The sequence below is a fragment of the Clostridioides sp. LIBA-6822 genome (assembly GCF_056688955.1).
Map to the genome: position 1 here is coordinate 2,520,340 of NZ_CP196995.1, position 18,780 is coordinate 2,539,119.

Annotated in this window: 13 protein-coding genes; all 13 read right to left on the reverse strand. The window is 26.9% G+C overall.

All coding sequences use genetic code 11. The features are described from left to right. Window positions 1-67: 67 nt before the first annotated feature. The gene (locus ACTG48_RS12090; protein ID WP_479916956.1) at window positions 68-2,068 is read right to left on the reverse strand and encodes an oxidoreductase; all 2,001 of its coding nucleotides are present in this window, start codon (window positions 2,066-2,068) and stop codon (window positions 68-70) included. 254 nt (window positions 2,069-2,322) lie between these two features. Beyond that, window positions 2,323-3,192, reverse strand: a complete 870-nt coding sequence (locus tag ACTG48_RS12095; protein WP_021385163.1) for a radical SAM protein — start codon at window positions 3,190-3,192, stop codon at window positions 2,323-2,325. 96 nt (window positions 3,193-3,288) lie between these two features. After that, window positions 3,289-4,149, reverse strand: a complete 861-nt coding sequence (locus ACTG48_RS12100) for an alpha/beta hydrolase (protein WP_479916957.1) — start codon at window positions 4,147-4,149, stop codon at window positions 3,289-3,291. 220 nt (window positions 4,150-4,369) lie between these two features. After that, window positions 4,370-6,388, reverse strand: a complete 2,019-nt coding sequence (locus ACTG48_RS12105; protein WP_479916958.1) for an FUSC family protein — start codon at window positions 6,386-6,388, stop codon at window positions 4,370-4,372. Window positions 6,389-6,662: 274 nt separating this feature from the next. Further along, window positions 6,663-7,439, reverse strand: coding sequence for a formate/nitrite transporter family protein (locus ACTG48_RS12110; RefSeq protein WP_479916959.1), 777 nt, complete (start codon window positions 7,437-7,439; stop codon window positions 6,663-6,665). A gap of 57 nt (window positions 7,440-7,496) precedes the next feature. Beyond that, a complete protein-coding gene (asrC, locus tag ACTG48_RS12115; protein WP_021385099.1) occupies window positions 7,497-8,468 on the reverse strand; it encodes a sulfite reductase subunit C in 972 nt (323 codons plus the stop codon). A gap of 12 nt (window positions 8,469-8,480) precedes the next feature. Beyond that, entirely contained in the window at window positions 8,481-9,272 is a 792-nt protein-coding gene (gene asrB, locus ACTG48_RS12120; protein WP_021385237.1) for an anaerobic sulfite reductase subunit AsrB, read from the reverse strand. After that, window positions 9,273-10,280, reverse strand: coding sequence for an anaerobic sulfite reductase subunit AsrA (asrA, locus tag ACTG48_RS12125; RefSeq protein ID WP_479916960.1), 1,008 nt, complete (start codon window positions 10,278-10,280; stop codon window positions 9,273-9,275). Window positions 10,281-10,465: 185 nt separating this feature from the next. After that, the gene (locus ACTG48_RS12130) at window positions 10,466-13,330 is read right to left on the reverse strand and encodes an EAL domain-containing protein (protein ID WP_479916961.1); all 2,865 of its coding nucleotides are present in this window, start codon (window positions 13,328-13,330) and stop codon (window positions 10,466-10,468) included. A gap of 110 nt (window positions 13,331-13,440) precedes the next feature. Beyond that, window positions 13,441-16,080 (reverse strand): sensor domain-containing diguanylate cyclase, encoded by a 2,640-nt coding sequence (locus ACTG48_RS12135; RefSeq protein ID WP_021385216.1) that lies wholly within the window; start codon window positions 16,078-16,080, stop codon window positions 13,441-13,443. A gap of 185 nt (window positions 16,081-16,265) precedes the next feature. Next, entirely contained in the window at window positions 16,266-16,955 is a 690-nt protein-coding gene (locus ACTG48_RS12140; RefSeq protein ID WP_479916962.1) for a Crp/Fnr family transcriptional regulator, read from the reverse strand. Window positions 16,956-17,017: 62 nt separating this feature from the next. Then, the gene (locus ACTG48_RS12145; protein WP_021385148.1) at window positions 17,018-17,866 is read right to left on the reverse strand and encodes a MurR/RpiR family transcriptional regulator; all 849 of its coding nucleotides are present in this window, start codon (window positions 17,864-17,866) and stop codon (window positions 17,018-17,020) included. 18 nt (window positions 17,867-17,884) lie between these two features. Continuing rightward, window positions 17,885-18,772, reverse strand: coding sequence for an ROK family protein (locus tag ACTG48_RS12150; protein ID WP_021385200.1), 888 nt, complete (start codon window positions 18,770-18,772; stop codon window positions 17,885-17,887). Window positions 18,773-18,780 lie beyond the last annotated feature (8 nt).

An 18,780-nucleotide genomic window follows, 5' to 3' on the forward strand; every position in this document is an offset into this window, starting at 1 on the left:
AAATAGTATTAAAGTCAAAACTAAAAAGTAAAGTAACTTTGCAGAGAGTTACTTTACTTTTTACTATCTATAAAAGATTTAATTTTTCTAATGTTGTTATTATATTTCTTCCTTCTCTAACTCCGTCTATTATTCTTCTAGCTATTTTACTATCACCTATATTTAGAATTTCCACATTTCTTGGTTCAAAGTATTCCTTTAAATCATTTAAAATTGGTTTATTAGAACTCATGCCTAAGCATATAAACCCATAATCAAAATCTAGTAAAAATTCTTCTTCACCTTTCTTTACTTTGAAAGTATCTTTTCCAACTTCTAATAATCGTGTATTTGTGTATACATCAACATTATAATCTTTTAACATTTTATTCATTGTCACCTTCGTTATAGGGTCTAAATCTTTTCCTACTACTGGTAGCATCTCAACTATACAAGTTTTAGCTTTGTTTTCTGAAAAGAATTCTACAACATCTAGCCCAACAGCACCGCCTCCAACAACTACTACTTTTTTACCTTTCAAATCTCTCGTTCTAAAAGATTCTATATCATCAAACAGTTTGAATATTGAACTTATATTTTCTCCATCTTTGTCTATCCTATCCAGTAATCCAGTTATTGGAGGAAGTAATGGTCTTGAACCAGTAGCGTTTACAATTATATCTGGTTTTAAATTTTCCACAAATCTAATATCTGCTTTTTTATTTTTAAATATAATTAAATTTTTTAATTCATTAACTCTTTTTATCAAGTAATCTGGAAAATCATATATTCTCCTTTTGTCTGGAAAAGTCGATATTAATTTAGCAAGTCCACCTATCTCGTCCTTTTCTTCTAATAAAAATACATTACACCCTACTTCTGCTGCTGTAGCTGCTGCTTCAAGACCAGCTGTGCCTCCTCCTATAACAACTACATTTGTTTTTTTGTTTACCTTCCTTTGCTTATATTCCTCTCCATTTATCAAATCAGGATTTACTGTACATCTAATAGGTCTATTTGCCCCAATCCTATTACCTGCACATCCTATATTACATGAAATACAATTTCTTATTGAACCTTCTTCACCACTTTGTACTTTTTTAACCCAATTAGAATCAGCTATGAGACCTCTACCAATACCTATAAAATCTGCTTCAGCATTTTCAAGTATTTTTGATGCTATTTCTGGATTTCTTATATTTCCTGTTACTATTGTTGGTCTGCCAAATTTTTCTTTAATTGCTTTAGATATGTATGAACGCCATCCATCTTCCAATGTCATCTTATCTATCTGAAATTGTATAGAGTCATTTAATGCTACTGATACATTGTATATATCTACTTCTTCATCTAAATATTCTAGAAGTTTTAGAGTATCATCCAAAGTATTTCCTCCATCCATAAATTCATCAGCACTTATCCTTAAAGATATTGGAAATAATGGACCTACTTCTTCTCTGACTTTATCAATCACTAGTTTTGCAAATTTGGTTCTATTTTCAATATTTCCACCAAAATCGTCAGTACGTTTATTATAAATTGGAGATAAAAATTGACTTATTAAGTATGAATGCCCTGCATGTATCTCAACTGCATCAAAACCTGCTATTTGAGCTCTTTTAGCTGCCTCTCCATATTTTTTTGCAATATTAAAAATTTCTTCTACATCTAATTCTCTAGGAATTGCTCCTCCCTTTTTTGAAGGTATATTTGAAGAAGATACAGGAACTAAGCCTTCTATTCTCTCTGGTACAGCAGAAGCTCCTGAATGATTAATTTGTATTGCTACACATGTATCATACTTATGTAAGGTCTCTGTTAACTTATATAAAGCAGGTATATATTTATCATGGTCTATTCTTATCTGTGTTGTTCCATTAGAGCCTAAAGGAAAATCTACACAAGCATTTTCTACTATTATAAGTCCTGTCCCTCCTTTTGCTCTTTGTTCATAATACTTTATATGCTCATCTTTAAATTCTCCACTTTCACCACCAAAATTTGTCCCCATTGGTGGCATAACTATTCTATTTTTTACATTCATCCTTTTTATAGTTAATGGTTCAAAGATATTTTGATATTTATTCATTTCTATTCCTCCACACATTTTATATTTATAGTTTTTGTAAATTAAATTTATGTCTTTATTATAATGCGTGGAAACCTATTAAACTAGTGCATATTTTAATCATTATTAATAGATTTTTTCTATGAATCATTTCTCTATATTTTTAAAAAAACATGCTACATTAATAGCAATCAGCTATTAATGTAGCATGTTTTTTTCAGTCTAAACAATTTTAATATTTTACTTACCAATTAATATATATTGATAGGCAAAAACTACAATCTTCTATATTCTTCTCTTTTTAGTTTTTGATTACTTAGATAGTAATCAATCTCATCAATTAAACGTTGCTTATCATCAGGTAATATACCTTTTAAGTTAACATAATTTGAGGCGTGATTACTTCTAAATACAATCTTTTCACTGGCATCTATGTTTTTTATCATCTCTTTAATTTCTTGTAATACAGATTTATCTTCTAATATTGTAAACTCTCCTGCTTGAAGTAAATCGTAAAGTTCAGTATTAGGCTCTACCATTAAGCTAAGTACACCCACATAATCTGGTGAAATTGCACCTAGCATTTTTCCAGTATCAACTGCATGCTGATGTGTTTTTTTAGTTCCTCCAATACCGGCTATTACTGTAGATGATAATTTGATACCACTTTTTTTAACTTTTCTACCAACTTTTATTAATTGTTCACTGTTAAATCCTTTTTTAATATCTTCTAATACATCATCATTTCCACTTTCAAGCCCTAGGTAAATCATCTTAACACCAAGTTTTCTTAACTCTTTAAGTTCATCATCAGATTTCTTCTCTATAGATTTAGGAGAACCATATAAAGTAATTCTTTCACATTCTGGAAAAACTTCTTTTATATATAATATTATATCTCTTAGTTTCTCCATTGGTATTATCAATGCATCACCATCTGCTAAGAATATTCTTTCTACATGTTTATAATGTCTTCTAAATATATCAATTTCATTTTTTATTACTTCTAATGGCTTTATTTTAAATTTTTTCGATTTGTACATGCTACAAAATGTACATTTGTTATGAGAACATCCTAGTGTGACTTGTATTATAAGACTATAAGCCTCACTTGGTGGTCTATAAAGTGGCATATCATATTCCATATTAAAATCCCCCTTGTAATCAAATCTTCATTCTATTATATTATTAATATTTAATTAAAATAATACTTTATATAATTATAGACTTTAAATTTTAGTTTAAGATATATTCTTTAAAAATTTAATAATACTATCAGCAGTAATGTTAAGTTGTTTTTCTTGACTTATAATAGCATCATTATCTCCTTTTTGTTTTCCATAATCTCCAAATTGTGCATGATTTCCACCTTCAATTTCAACATAAGTTGTATCATCAGGAAGTTTTTGTTTTGACTCTACAAGACTTTTAAAATTGACTACACCATCTTTACTTCCCCATATAGATATAACTTTTTTGCCTAGTTGTTTCAAATCATCACCCATTGGATAAGAAGATAAAAATACAACTCCATCAATTAATTTATTATCACGTGCAAAATTTGATGCTGCAACTCCTCCTAATGAATGACCTCCTATTACCCAATGCTCTATATTGTTGTAAGAATCCATAACTTTCTGAGCTTTGTTGGTTCCAAGTAGTGCTATATTAAGTGGCATCTTTACAATTACTACCTCATATCCACTTTCTGCTATTTTTCTAGCAAGTGGTGCATAAGATTCTATCTCTACTTTAGCTCCTGGATAGAAAATAAAACCCTTAGAAACTTTTTTTCCTTTTGGTGTAAATGAAATATTTCCATTTACAGTTACCTCGACTTTGCTATTACTAACCAAAGCTTCTTTTGCCAGTTTTTGAGGTTCATATGTTTTGTTTATCCATATGAAAAAACCAAGTAAAATCAATACAAATAGTATGCCTATTCCCTTAAATATATTTTTCTTTATATTAAATTTTTTATTATTATTATTTTTATCATCTTTGTTTTCAACCTCATCATAAAGTAAAGGTCTCTCAAGTTCCATAGTTATACTAAATGTATCATATTTCTTATTACGTTTTACCTTTACATCTTTACTCATAAATCTAACCCCCATAATATTTGAATACTATTATAGTTTATCCTAAGTAAATTGTTTTTTCAACCAATGAAAAAAATCAATATTTTAACTATTTTCATATAAAATTCATAAATATATGTTTTTTGTTTTTTATATACTATTTTTTTAATCTTCTATAAAAGAAATAGTCATATACCTTTTTTAATATATGACTATTTCTTGGTTTAATTAAATCAAATATCTATGCTGTTTGTTCCATTGAAACTCTAGTGATATCACTTATTCTATACATTTCTTTGACACCATTTAAAGTCTGTAGTAAATTTAGATAAATTATCTTGTCACCTATATTTTTAGAATTTTTAATATTTTCTAAAAGTGTCATTCTACCTTCATCATACTTATTTGCATTGTAATTTGAAATATAATTAGTATCACTTAATATTTTTTCTACATCCTCATCTTTAATTTTATTTTTATTAATATTTATATACAGATTATACATATTGCTTATTAGTAATTTCTGATTTTCCAAAAAATCTTCTTGATGTTTATCTTTATATATAGCATTTATTAACATAATTCTATCTTCAATAAGTGATGGTACCAATAATAAATTTTTTATATAGTAAGCATTATTAACATTTTCTATAGAATTATTAACTTCATCAATTATATTTTTAACTATTCCTTTATACATCTCTATAACATGCTGATAACCAGTCTTAGCATCATATGGCAATATAAACTTATTTACTATTAATGCAATAATAGCTCCTAATGCCACATATGAAATCCTACTTATAGTTAAAACATTTGGATCTCCCATAACTACTGCTGAGCCAAGAGCTGAAACAGTTACACACATCATTAATTTTCTATAATCAACTACATATGAGTTTATATATCCTGCTAAAAGAACTATTAATGACCTTAATGTACTATCTTTTATTATTGAAAATAATACAATAAATATTATAGCTCCCACAAGTGTACCTTCTATTCTTTTTCTAGACCTTTGGATACAATTTTCTGCATAAGGTTGTGTTAATGAGAATACAGTTAACATTATCCATCTTCCATCTCTTAAGTGGAAATAATCCATAATAAATCCAGCTATAGCTGTAGCTAAAGCAATCTTTATTGCATAAGAAAATCTTATAGAGTTTAAATTAAAATTTTTCTTGTATACTGATAGTCGTTTAAATTCCTTAGGTATCTTTGATTTTTTTTCAGCCTTTTTTTCATCTCTTGTTTTTACTTTTTTATAATCTACCAAAAATTCATATAAATTTTCTAATACACTATAAATTTCTTTTAAATTTATATTTTTAGTATCTTGGGCAATAACATAATCTCTAAATCCTAAAATCTCTTTATCTGTTATTGTATCCTTATTTTCTAAGCACATCTTAATATAGTTTACTTCTTTAAGCCCTACAGCTAATACATCTGCTTTACTATTTTTATTACTTTCTTCTAAAATATTTTTTATATCTTCATCCTCAAATTCTTTACTATATTTTTTATATCTATCGAGTATTAAATTTATTCTTTCTAATGAAAATAAAATATTTATTATGTCTATACCTTTAATACTAATATAAAAATCATCTTTTCTGTTATCAAAAATAACCATTTTAAGACTTTTGGATATAGAGTTTACTCTATAATTACAACTATCTATTTTTCTGATATTAGATTTATCTATAGAATTATCATCATTAATGATATTTTTTAAAAAACTAATTTTTTCTAACAGTTCATTGCATATAGATATTAGCTCTTTATCACCAACATTTTTCATTCTATTTCTGTTCATAACAAACTGGGCAACCATTATTGTAACTGCTCCAATAGCTAAGGCTAATAATCTCATAGGAAATTCACTTATCCCTACAGGTATACTTACCATAAATATATACATTAGACCAAAAGGCACATACACTGCTCTTTTTAAGTCATAACTAAATACATACCCTATTATGAATAATGCTATAAAATTTAATAAAATTCCTAAATACATATTTTGTACTGCAAAAAATGATAATACTCCTAAAATTATATTTATTGATAAATATTTTAGTAAATTTTTAATTGGAGAAATAGTTAAGTCTCTTTCTAAAAGAGTCAACATAGCTGTTACTATACCTACACCTATTAGTGTATTTTTACTTCCAAATAGATATATAAATATAGAAATAAATGCTATTATAAAAATAAATAATTTTGTTTTTGATATTACCAGTTTCTTTGTCATCATATCCCCCCTAAAAATTTCAACAAAACCCATTTTATCACATTTATCCCCTTATTCAAAATCGCCTTTTTTCCGGAAGGATTCTAATATTTATAGATTAAATACTATATATAATTCATTTTATTACACACTTTATTATATACATATACTATATATATTCACATGCTCCCATATATTTTCTCTTTCAAATATTTTTTCAAAAAATAAAAATAACTCTCCTAATAATAGTAAAATTATAATTTATTAAGAGAGTTATATTGTTTATACAATAAATTTATTTAAGTTTTTCTTTCCCTAATATATAGGTACCAAGCCCCATAAATAAAGCTCCTCCAACAATATTTCCAAGTGTCACAGCTACTAAATTATAAATAGCTCCTCCAATACTAACAGTGTTTATTGCTGGTGAAAATAATGAAACACTATAAATTGTCATATTTGCTACACTATGCTCAAAACCTGATGTTATAAAAGCAAATAAACATAAGAATATCATAATTATCTTTGCACTATCACTATTAGTTCTAAATGAACATAACACTGACACGCATACTAGAATATTACATAAAATTCCCCTAAAGAAAAGAGCCATAAATGGCATAGAAGCTTTACTAGCTGCTGTATTTGCAAAAAATTCAGCCACAGGACCTTTATCTACTAAACCAGTTCCTACAAATATAAGACCTAAAATCAAGGCTCCTATTAAATTTCCTATCCAACTGTATATCCATATCTTAGAAGTATCTCTTATACTAACACCTTTATTTAACATACCAGCAGACATGACCATATTATTACCAGTAAATAATTCTGTCCCTGTCATTACAACCAAACTAAGTGCTATTGCAAATGATAATCCCATTACTATCTTAGTCATAGGTGAACCTGCATCAGTCAAAAGTCCTCCAATGGTAAATATTAAAAGTATACCTATACCTACATAAAGGCCTGCAAACGCAGAAGATACTAAATATTTTACTTTACTCGTATTTAATAAATTTATCTTATTTATAGCTGCATTAGTTAATTTATCCAAAGTCTCTTTATGCATAATTCCCTCTTCTTTCTATTTGATTTTTAATTCACTCAAATATATACATTACTTGATTTATAGATATTTAACACCACTCCAATATATATTTTCATGCATCTTAGTTATTTCTGGAAGTTTCACACCTTCAAGTGCCCATTTTTTAAACTCCATAAAACCTGTTCTATCAATTATATATCCTATATGCTCTTTTCCTCCTGGTGCATCTTTATCTATATACTTTTCTACATATTTATAAGTATTAAGTATTATCTTTATTATGCTATCTTCATCTGCCCATAAAAGAAAATCTTCTGCTAATCTAGGATTTTTCTTCCCTGTTCTACCCATTATGGCTAATCGATAGTATTTTTTTTCATCTCTAGTCCATGCATTTGTTGGACAATTCAGCACACATTCTCCACAACCTATGCACTTATCTCCATCTCTTACAACTTTATTATTTTCTGTTTTTAACGCTCCAACAGATATTTTAGAACATTTTTTTACACATGCTCCACAATTTACACATCTATCTTTTTCATATACTGGTAAAGCCATACCAATAATTCCAAAGTCATTCATTCTAGCTTTTATACAATCATTTGGACATCCAGTTAAAGCTACTTTAAAATGTAAATCATTTGGGAATATTGCTTTTTCTATTCTTTTAGCAAATTCAGTTGTATTATACTGAGCTTTTGGACAGACCTTATTTCCTATACATGCTGCTATATTTCTTGTACCTGCTGCTGGATACCCTGCATTTTTCTCATCTTGATTTATATTCATTTTTTCAATGACAGGTTGTATAATTTTATTTATTTCTTCCATATCTTCCATATCTATCCCTAATATTTCAAATCCCTGTCTAGTAGTTATGTGTATCTGGCCATTACCATATTCGCTTGCAATTTTAGAAACTATAGTTAAACTTTCAGGGTCAATAAGACCTCCTGGTACTCTAACTCTTAAAGAAGTTTTATATTTTGTTTTTGTAATTCTATAAGCATTTTTCATTACCTTTTTAGTATTTAAATCTCTTATCACAAATTTCGCCCCCTAATCAATAAGATTTTTAGCATATGAATAATCAAATACTGGTCCATCTAAACATATATAAGTATCATCCATCTTACAGTGTCCACATTTACCTATTCCACAACACATTTTTCTTTCATAAGAAACCCAAATATTCTTTTCATCTAAATCTCTTTTTAGAAATTCTCCTACTGTAAATTTCATCATCATTGGAGGTCCAACTACAATTGCAGAAGTATTATTTATATCTTTTATATCCAATTCTGGTATGTATTTTGTTACTAATCCTACATTTCCACTATATCCTTCATCTGCTCCATCTACAGTAACTAAAACATCAAGTTTTTCGCTCCATCTTTTTAAATCATCTGCAAATAAAACATCTTTTGGTGATTTAAATCCTACTATTAACTTAAAATTCTCACATTTTTCTTTATTGTTATAAAAATGTTCAACTATTCCTCTTACAGGTGCTAAGGCACTTCCTCCTGCTACTACTACAACTTCTCTTCCTTCATAAAGAGATACATCAAACCCATTTCCATAAGGTCCTCTTATAAAAAAAGAATCTCCTTCTTTATAATTAAATAACTCACTAGTAACTTTCCCTACGTTTCTTATTGTAAAGTCAATATAGTCTTCTCCATACCCTGATACTGATATTGGACTTTCACCATATTTAGGGATAGATATTTCATAGAATTTTCCAGGCAATACCCCTTTTGTATTGCAATTTACTCTAAAAGTCCATTCTTTATCAGTATGTTTAATTATATTTAGTATTTTTGCACTTACTGGTATATATGAATTCATTTATATTTCCTCCTTACTAGTTACTAAATCATTTATTTTTTCTATACATTTTGAAAATGATATATATTGTGGACAGGCATCATCACATCTTCCACATCCAACACACATATGATATCCAAATCTTTTTTTGAAATCATTTATTTTATGCATAGCTTTAAATCTCATTCTTTCACCTTGTTTTTTTCTAAAAGAATTTCCACCTGCTATATCTGTATAACCATCTACTTGACATGAAGCCCAAACTCTTCTTCTTTCACCTACATTTTCATTTTCCTTATAAAAAATATCCTGCATTGTAAAACATGAACAAGTTGGACATACAAAATTACATCTTCCACATCCAATACATCTTGTATCATATTCATCCCATATTGAATTTCCTATCATTTCATTTGAATCAATATTCTCTGGTACATCTACAGAAATTAAATTTTCAGTTACATAGTTAATATTAAATTCAGTTGGTTCTCCATTAAATACCTCAAATTCACTATCTTTTATATCTAAATATAGAGCATCTCCTTCTATATTTAGTCCAATTGAATAATTATCAGTTTTATTAGAATCCATACTTACACAAAAACAGTTTCTAAAACTTTCTTTACATCCTACAAGTGCAAATTTTACTTTATCCCTAATATTCTTATAAAAATAATCTTTTTCTTCTCCATTATCTAGATATATTTCATCAAGTCTCTTTATTCCATTTATGTCACAAGCTCTCAAGAAAATTAAAATTTTCTTATCGTCTAAATCGCTTTCCTTAAACTCTTTTTCAGTAAAATAAAATAGGACTTGATTTATAGGAAGCACCACTTCTTTTGGTGAAAAATTTGCCTTCTGAGCAAACTCCATTTCTTCGAAATCGTTTACCTCTTTGTATCTTACAGTGTCAGTATCTGAAAAAGTACCTTTAAATGGTATTAAAACTGGTGCAAATATCTTGTAATCTTTTTTTAGATGCTTCAGACCTTCATTGAATTTAGATGAATCTAATTTTAATTTCATTTTTATCACCTTTCTTATATTTTAGTTTTACTTACTTATTATCTTGTTTAAATCTTAACACTTTATGCTCTATACTTCTGTGATAATTATCACAGTTTCAAAAATAATAAAAAAAAATATTAATAGAGTTTAATAAGCTCTATTAATATTTTTATAATATTTATATTATTCAATTAAAAATCTAATCACTTAAATACAAGTTTTTCAAAAGATTCTATATCCATAGGCTTTGCAAAGTAATATCCTTGTCCAATATCACAACCTGCATTTTTTAATAAATTTAATTGACTTTCAGTTTCTATTCCTTCAGCAACAATTATCATATCTAAATCTTTACCTAATTTAATTATATTCTTTATAACTTTTTCTCCACGTATAGATGTAATAGTCTCATTTAAAAATTCTCTATCAATTTTCAATACATCAATTGATAATTTTTTTAAAAGGCTAAGAGAAGAATATCCACTTCCGAAATCATCCATAGATACAATAAATCCAATATCATGTAAATCATTTAGTATATCTAAAAGAACACTTATATTCGATAAAAATAAACTTTCAGTCAGTTCAAGTTCAATAAGGTATGTGGGTACATTATACTTCTTTATTAAAGAAGTTAAACTGGCTACTATATTTCTATTACTTAGATGAATTCTTGAAACGTTCATAGAAATTGGTGACACTTCTAATCCATTTTCTAACCATCTTGCCATTACATTAAATACCTTATCCCAGACATATAGGTCAAGGTTTTCTATAAAACCATTTTTTTCAAATAAAGGAATAAAATCACTAGGAGGAATAATCCCTTTAGTTGGATGCATCCAACGAACAAGAGCTTCTGAACCTATAATTTCACCTGTTTTTAGATTAAATTTAGGCTGTAAGTAAATTACAAACTCTTCATTCAAAAGTGCATTGTCCATATTATTTTCAATCTCTTTTTCACGCAATATAGAAAGCCTTATTTTATCATCATAAAATGCTATTTTACTTTTATAGTTAGTTTCTATTGTTTGACAAGCTATCTTAGCCCTGTCAATCATTACATCAATATTAACATCATCTTTATTAATTAAATATGCTCCACATTTAAGTATTATATCTATTTTGAATGTACTTTCTTTATCATTATTAACAGTTTCAAAGAAATCTATTGCTCTTCTTCTTAGCTTTTCTATGGTATTTTTCTTTACCATTACAATAAATCTATCATCTGATAGTCTTGCATATATCTCATCTTTAAAAAGGCTCTTTCCTATTTTTGTTGCTATGTACTTTAGAATATTATCTCCAAACTCAAAACCAAACATGTCATTTATATATTTAAATTTATCTATATTAATATAATATATAGCAAAGTTATCTACTCCATATTTTTCAAAAAGCTTATTAGCATCAATTTTAAACTTCAATAAACTTCTTATACCTGTTACTTCATCGACATAAGCTACATTTTCTAATCTTTCTACCTGTATCTTATAATTTAAAATAAATATTACAGAAATGATAAATACAATAAATGCTATCATTAAAATAAATACTATCATATTATGTTGTATAAAATCTAACATTGTAACTTCATGTTCTAAATATTTTGTGCTACCTGTAACTGCAATTGCCACTTCCTCTTCTGTAACTTTACTAATAGATTTATTAAGTATTGACAATAATGTAGAGTTTGTTTTTCCAGAAACACCTATACCAATATCTACAACTTGATTTTTAATAGGCATAAACATAAGACCATCAAATTCTTCAGTATTAATTATATTATTTAATATATAATTACTTCCAATAAATATATCACATTCTCCTTTTTTTATGGCTTCTATACATTTCTTAGCACTTGGATAAAAAATAACTTCTTGATTTGGATAATACTCTTTTACAAATGACTCTATTCCTGTCCATTTTATCATTGCAACCTTAGTTTTTTCATCCATTCTAACATCGCTTTTTGCTATACCTAACATAGTAGTTTCAAGATATCCATCAGTAAATACAATGTTGTGCTCTAACTCAGTGCTCCGCGACATAAACATATTTGCACATATATCTGCCTCGCCATTTTCAACCATTTTTAGTCCTTCTGAAAAATTTTCTACTTTTACATATTCAAATTTTAGACCAGAGTTTTTAGAAATTGATTTTAATATCTCTATTGATATTCCTTTATAAGAATTTGTATTTTTATCATAAAAAGATAATGGCAATGTATCTGTGCCAGATACAACTTTTATTGTAGGATGTTTCTTTATGTACTCTTTCTCTTCTGAAGTGAATCCTTCTGAAGCTATTGAAGTATCTTTGTAATGTTTATTAAATAAATTACCATCATAATATATATCTTCTCTCTTTATCTCACCTAATGCATAATTTAAGCCATCTAGTATCCTCTTATTACCTTTAGTCGTTGCATAGTATATAGGTTCTGATGAAAAGCGTAAAACTACCTTTGTATTTGGCATATCTCTTATACTGCCGGTAAGTAACATATCAATAGTTCCTTTTTCAAGTTCTTTTTCAAGTTCTTCTGAGCCTTCTATGTATTTATATTTTACAGATATTTTATTTTTTTTACAGTATTCATCAAATATACTCTTAAAATGATTATCCGATACGGTGCCCACTATTTTTCCATCAATTTCTTTTAAATTATTATATGATATACTATCGTTTTTATCATTTACATATAATGCCCCATATTCATATCCAAAATTTAAATCTGTATAGTCATAATATTTTTCACGCTCTTCACTTTTTTGCAATGCTCCAAATATATCAATTTTTCCCTCTTTGAGCATTTCTAGTCCTTGTCCCCATCCACAAGGTATATATTCTAATTCCCAGTTATTTATCTTAGCTATTGCATTAAGATAATCATAGGTATATCCATACAAGTTGCCATCTTTTGTAACGGAAATACCATAACTAGGCCAATATCCAACTCTCACTTTTTCTTTATTAGAATCGCCTAAAACCAATGATGTATTTAATAAAAGTAAAAAAACAACCAAAGTAATAACAAATCTATATTTTTTCTTCATAGTACCACTCCTTTTATGACTAAATCATATGAAGACAATTAATTTATTTTTATTTAATTTTATGCAATGTTTAACTAAAGTGTACAAACAATTGTTTTATATTTGAGAATTTAAATAGAATCATTAAATATAATAAATCTGTCCTTTCCTTGATTTTTTGAATAATAAAGAGCCTTATCTGCTTTTTTATACAACTCAATAAAAGTTGTTCCATGATGTGGCATGACAGATATTCCTATACTACAAGAAACTTTATATGACTTATTTTCTCCAGTATAATAATTTCTAAATGCATTACATAGCTCAATTGCCTTATTTTCAATGGATTTTATATCTTTCATGTTTTTCATAAAAACTACAAACTCGTCTCCACCAACACGCCCAATTATATCATCTTCTCTAAAAATGGAATTTAATTTTTTTGAAACTTCAACCAAAACTTTATCACCAAAAACATGACCTAAACTGTCATTGATAGATTTAAAATCATCTAAATCAATAATAAAAAATGCATGGCTATTTTTTTTTGTATTTTCTAGGTTAAGAAGTCGCTTTATTAAAATTTCTGTTGTACCTTTATTATAAATTCCTGTTAGCATATCGCGTTCAGCTTTAAATTTAAGTTCTATCTCATCTTTCTTCTGCTTGTCTATATCTTTAATATATGCAAAGCCTTTAAGTTGATTGCATTGAGAGTCTTTAAATAAATGCATTGTGCAAAGTTCCCAAAAAACCTGCTCACTATTGTCGCACCTACGATATTCTAATTTCAACTCATTTACTCCTTTACTGTATGAATCCAAAACATTTTCAGGATAAAACATATTTTTAAAATTTTCTTTATCTAAAATAAATATTATATCATCAACAATACTCTTTATTACTTCAGAATAATTACCATCAACTCTTAAATTTAGATTCCTCTTAGAATCTATATTACTTGATATAATTTTATCTTGAGAAAAATTAACTTCATATATTGCAATTGCTTCAGATAACATAGCTTTTCTATACTGCTCTTCTTGATTGTATTGCATTTCAACTTTTTTCTGCTCATTTATATCTTCTAATAATCCGATTGCTTTAACTGGCATATCCGTTTCACTAAATATATTAGTTAAAGTCATTCTATTCCATATGTATTCGCCATTAACTTGCTTTATCTTTATTACAGATACTACACTTTCTTCACCTTTTTCTATCTTATTAAAAGATTCCTTAAAAACATCAACAAAATCATTGTGTATTATCTCTGAATTTACAAAATAGTCTATTGAATTTCTAACATTTTTTGTTAATCCATATATTGAAGAAACATCACTAGAATTATGTATAAACTTTGTTTTAACATCATAGTCAAACACTATATTAGAAGTCTTAGATAGCGCAATCCTAAGCCTTTCTTCATTAATCTTCAACTCTTCTTCTGTTCTTTTCAAATCTGTTATATCAACTAGCACACAATACAAGTACTCTTTTCCATCAGAATCTTTTATAAGTTCACACTTATTTACAACCCATACAAAATTTCCATTCTTAGTAATCATTCTATATTTTACCTCAACTACCTTTGACTCCAATAATTGAAACTCAAACTCCTTCTTTACTCTATCTATATCACCTTTGTAAATTACATCATAAAAATTATTGTTAAATATAGATTTTATCTCTTCTTTAGTATATTCAAAAAGGTCTATAAATCCATCACTTAAAAATACAAATTCATATTTTGTCCCTACTGTACACTTAAAAACCCCTCCAGGTATATTATTGGTAAGTGAAGATATTTCTAAGTTAGCTTTTACAAGTCTATCTTTTGATTTCTTTTCCTTATAAAATACAATTAAAATCAAAACTAAAAGTGCTATGAAGTTTTTAAGTGTTAGTATAATTGCAAGTTTGTTTATTTCTGAAATATCTTTCAGTACTAAAGATTTTGGAATAAAAGATAAAGTATACCAATCATTTACGCCAACCTGAGTATATGTAGCATATTTATCTTTTCCATTAAATTTATATTCTATGAATCCACTTTTCTTCTTTGATATATCTTCATTAAACTTCTTATAATTATAATCTTCTTCAATAGAAATTGAGTTAAAAAAATCACTAATATTATCTATGTCATCATTAGTTTTTATTTGAGTAGATTTTAAGATAAGCTTTCCTGATTTTTCAAAAACATATGTACTACCTTCTCCATTAAAACTATTTCCATCTATAAATTCACTTAATATACTTGTGCTATAAGAACCATACAATACCCCTATTACTTCATCATTTTTATATATAGGAGATGCTACAATAAAACTAGTTTCATTGTTTATAGGTGAGCTTATAATTTCAGAAATATTACTTTCACCTTTCATTGCTTTCTTAAAATAACTTTGTTGTGATATATTATCTATTTTTTTATTATCTTTATAAACTGTGCCATCTGGATATGCAATATAAATTCTTTCAAAATTAGATTCTTTTGATACATCATTTAATACTTTTATTACTTCTTCCTTCTTCATACTTTCTGAATCTGAAATAGTTTTAGAAATACCATTCATAAATCGTATTAATGAATTAAGCTTGACATTTATAGTATTTGAACTTTGAGATGATAACTCTTCTAAGTGCATTTTTTTATTTTTTTCCACCAATAAATTGACATTACAAGTAAAATCCCAAAGTGAAATCATCACAAACATACATATAAAAATAAAACCTAAAGCATAGCTTACGAATTTTTTATTTTTCATTTTGACACATCCTTTTCTGCATATAGACACTGTATTAACATTTGCATATTCACTTTTTATTGTTAAACTAATTATACTATCAGAATTCAGCTGTTTCAATAAAGTTAATACAAATATTGATAAATTACACAATAAAAAAGAACCTATAAATAGATTCTCTTAATAATACCTTTATTTAGTTATAATTAATTGTTTTTAAAGTATTTTGACAGTTCCATTTTCTTAACATAAAAACCTTTATTATCAATTTTTATAAGCTCTTCTTTTTGCAATACTTTTATCATTCTAGAAACAGTCTCTCTTTTACAGCCAAGCATATCAGCTAAATATGTAACTGTAATATTTACATTTATTAAAGTCCATTCACCATAGCAAACTCCAAACTCTTTACTTAATCTATATAATTTTGCTGCAAGCTTTTTGTCTACTTTTATAGATATTGAATTTTTTAATTGTCTGTATAGACGTCTTATTCGTCTTTCCATATATGAAATAATATCTTTTGTAAGTTGAAAATCACTTTGCATAATTTCTAAGAATTCTTCCATGCTGTAATAAGCTACTATTGAATTTTCAAATGCCTCACATCCAACAGTAGAATTTTTAGTATAGTCAAATGTAATATCATTTATAATTTCGCCACTATTCAATATAAAAATTACTTTTCTCTCACCATTTTCACTTATCTTAAAAATAGACACTTTTCCATCTAAAAGTACATAAACACTGTCCAAGCTATCTTTTTCATAAAATAAAATTTCTTTTTTTTGTAATCTTTTTAGTTTAGCTTTTTCCTTAAGTTGATTCTTTGTTTCAGTGCATAAATTATTAAAAATCATTACTTTATCAATATTATAATCTTTTAATTTAGACATGTAATATCTCTCCATTCCTAAATTTTTAAGAAAGCTCTATAAAACATTACAAATTTCTTATTTTATTCATTTTTAAACAATTTTATAGCATTTGTAGTTTTAATCTTCCTTTCAATAGCTTCATTAGAAAGTTCTTTTACTACCTGTGTATATACTAAATCAATAATGAAAAATTGTGCTAATTTGGAAGATATTGAACCAGTTTCAAGTACAGTTTCCCCTGATACGTAAGATAAATGCACATCTGAAATATCCTTTAATTCAGAGTTTTTATTTTCAGTAATTGATATAATTTTAGCATTATTAGCTCTTGCAAGCTTTACAGTTTTTATAATTTCCTCAGTCTCACCAGAATGTGAAATTGCTACTATTAAATCTCCTTCTTCCATTATGGAAGACATCATTATCATTGTATGGCTACTATCAAAGCTCACACAATTAAGCCCTATTCTCATAAATTTATAGTTTGAATCCTGTGCTATTATACCAGAATATCCAATACCTATAAAATAAACTTTCTTAGCATTTATTATAAGCCTTGCACAATTGTGTACATCATTACTATTAATTATCTCTACTGTATTCTCTAAAGTAGTTATATTTGAATTTAAAAGTTTCTTTGCTGTATCCAACGCTGGCTCATCATTTTGTATATTTTTATTTATAATATTCTTTTTGTTAATGGTTGATATCTCTTGTGCTAAAGTAACCTTGAAATCCTGTAATCCATTAAAATTCATCTTTTTTACAAATCTAGTTATAGTTGCTTCACCAATATTACTCTCTTTTGCTATTTGTGATATAGGCTTATAAAATACATCCTCTATATTCTCTTTTATATAAGCTATCAATAATTTATCTGACTTTGTAACTTTAAAAGTTGGTGATTCCAATTGTTCTAAAATACTCATTAAAAACCCTTCTATTCTTTATATTTTATTTAAAAAATTATATAATGCCCCAAGCATTCCTGCGTCATTTTGTCTCTTTGCAAATTCTACATTAGTATTTTTATAAACTCTATCTATAAGAACCTCCTTTAATGCTTTGTCTATTTTAGGTTTTAGAAATTCCTCTTGCGCCATAATTCCACCACCTAAAATTACTACTTCTGGATTTATTACATAACAAATATTTGCGATTCCAACTGCTAATGATTTTATCATACTATTGAGTTCTTTTAAACAATCTTCGTCATTATTCCTTGCTAAATCGAAAATTATTTTTCCATTTAGGTCATTTTCATTCAAATTCTTTATTTTTGCTACTTTTTTAATTAGACTACTAGTAGATGCTAATTCTTGAAAAGAACTTCCATTTATATTCATATATCCTACTTCACCAGCACTATTACTAAATCCATTTATTAGTTTATTGTTTATTATAACACAACCACCAATTCCAGTACCTATTGTCAAGCATATAGAAGATGTTGCACCCTTTCCTGCTCCAATCCACATTTCGCCAAGCCCAGCACAATTAACATCATTTTCAACTTCACATTTTATATTAAATTCTTTTTCTATCTCTTTTTTTAATTCCATACCTTTATAGTTTGGAATTAGCTCTTCTAATGCAAATAATATCTTACCTTCAACTGGGTCAACCATACCTGCAGTTGATATACATATACCACTTATATCATTTTCTTCTATATATTTTTTTACTATCTGTTTTATTTTAGATAGTATTCCTTCTCCACCTTTTTCTTTTGCTTCAGTATCCATACTTGATTTATCAATTATAAATCCATCTTCTCTAATAAACCCATATTTTATTGAAGTACCTCCAACATCTATACAAACGTAATTTTTCATAACATATC

Coding starts and splice junctions, on each gene's coding strand:
- ACTG48_RS12090 (WP_479916956.1), bottom strand. CDS start 2,068: ATGAATAAATATCAAAATATCTTTGAACCATTAACTATAAAAAGGATG.
- ACTG48_RS12095 (WP_021385163.1), bottom strand. CDS start 3,192: ATGGAATATGATATGCCACTTTATAGACCACCAAGTGAGGCTTATAGT.
- ACTG48_RS12100 (WP_479916957.1), bottom strand. CDS start 4,149: ATGAGTAAAGATGTAAAGGTAAAACGTAATAAGAAATATGATACATTT.
- ACTG48_RS12105 (WP_479916958.1), bottom strand. CDS start 6,388: ATGACAAAGAAACTGGTAATATCAAAAACAAAATTATTTATTTTTATA.
- ACTG48_RS12110 (WP_479916959.1), bottom strand. CDS start 7,439: ATGCATAAAGAGACTTTGGATAAATTAACTAATGCAGCTATAAATAAG.
- asrB (WP_021385237.1), bottom strand. CDS start 9,272: ATGAATTCATATATACCAGTAAGTGCAAAAATACTAAATATAATTAAA.
- asrA (WP_479916960.1), bottom strand. CDS start 10,280: ATGAAATTAAAATTAGATTCATCTAAATTCAATGAAGGTCTGAAGCAT.
- ACTG48_RS12130 (WP_479916961.1), bottom strand. CDS start 13,330: ATGAAGAAAAAATATAGATTTGTTATTACTTTGGTTGTTTTTTTACTT.
- ACTG48_RS12135 (WP_021385216.1), bottom strand. CDS start 16,080: ATGAAAAATAAAAAATTCGTAAGCTATGCTTTAGGTTTTATTTTTATA.
- ACTG48_RS12140 (WP_479916962.1), bottom strand. CDS start 16,955: ATGTCTAAATTAAAAGATTATAATATTGATAAAGTAATGATTTTTAAT.
- ACTG48_RS12145 (WP_021385148.1), bottom strand. CDS start 17,866: ATGAGTATTTTAGAACAATTGGAATCACCAACTTTTAAAGTTACAAAG.
- ACTG48_RS12150 (WP_021385200.1), bottom strand. CDS start 18,772: ATGAAAAATTACGTTTGTATAGATGTTGGAGGTACTTCAATAAAATAT.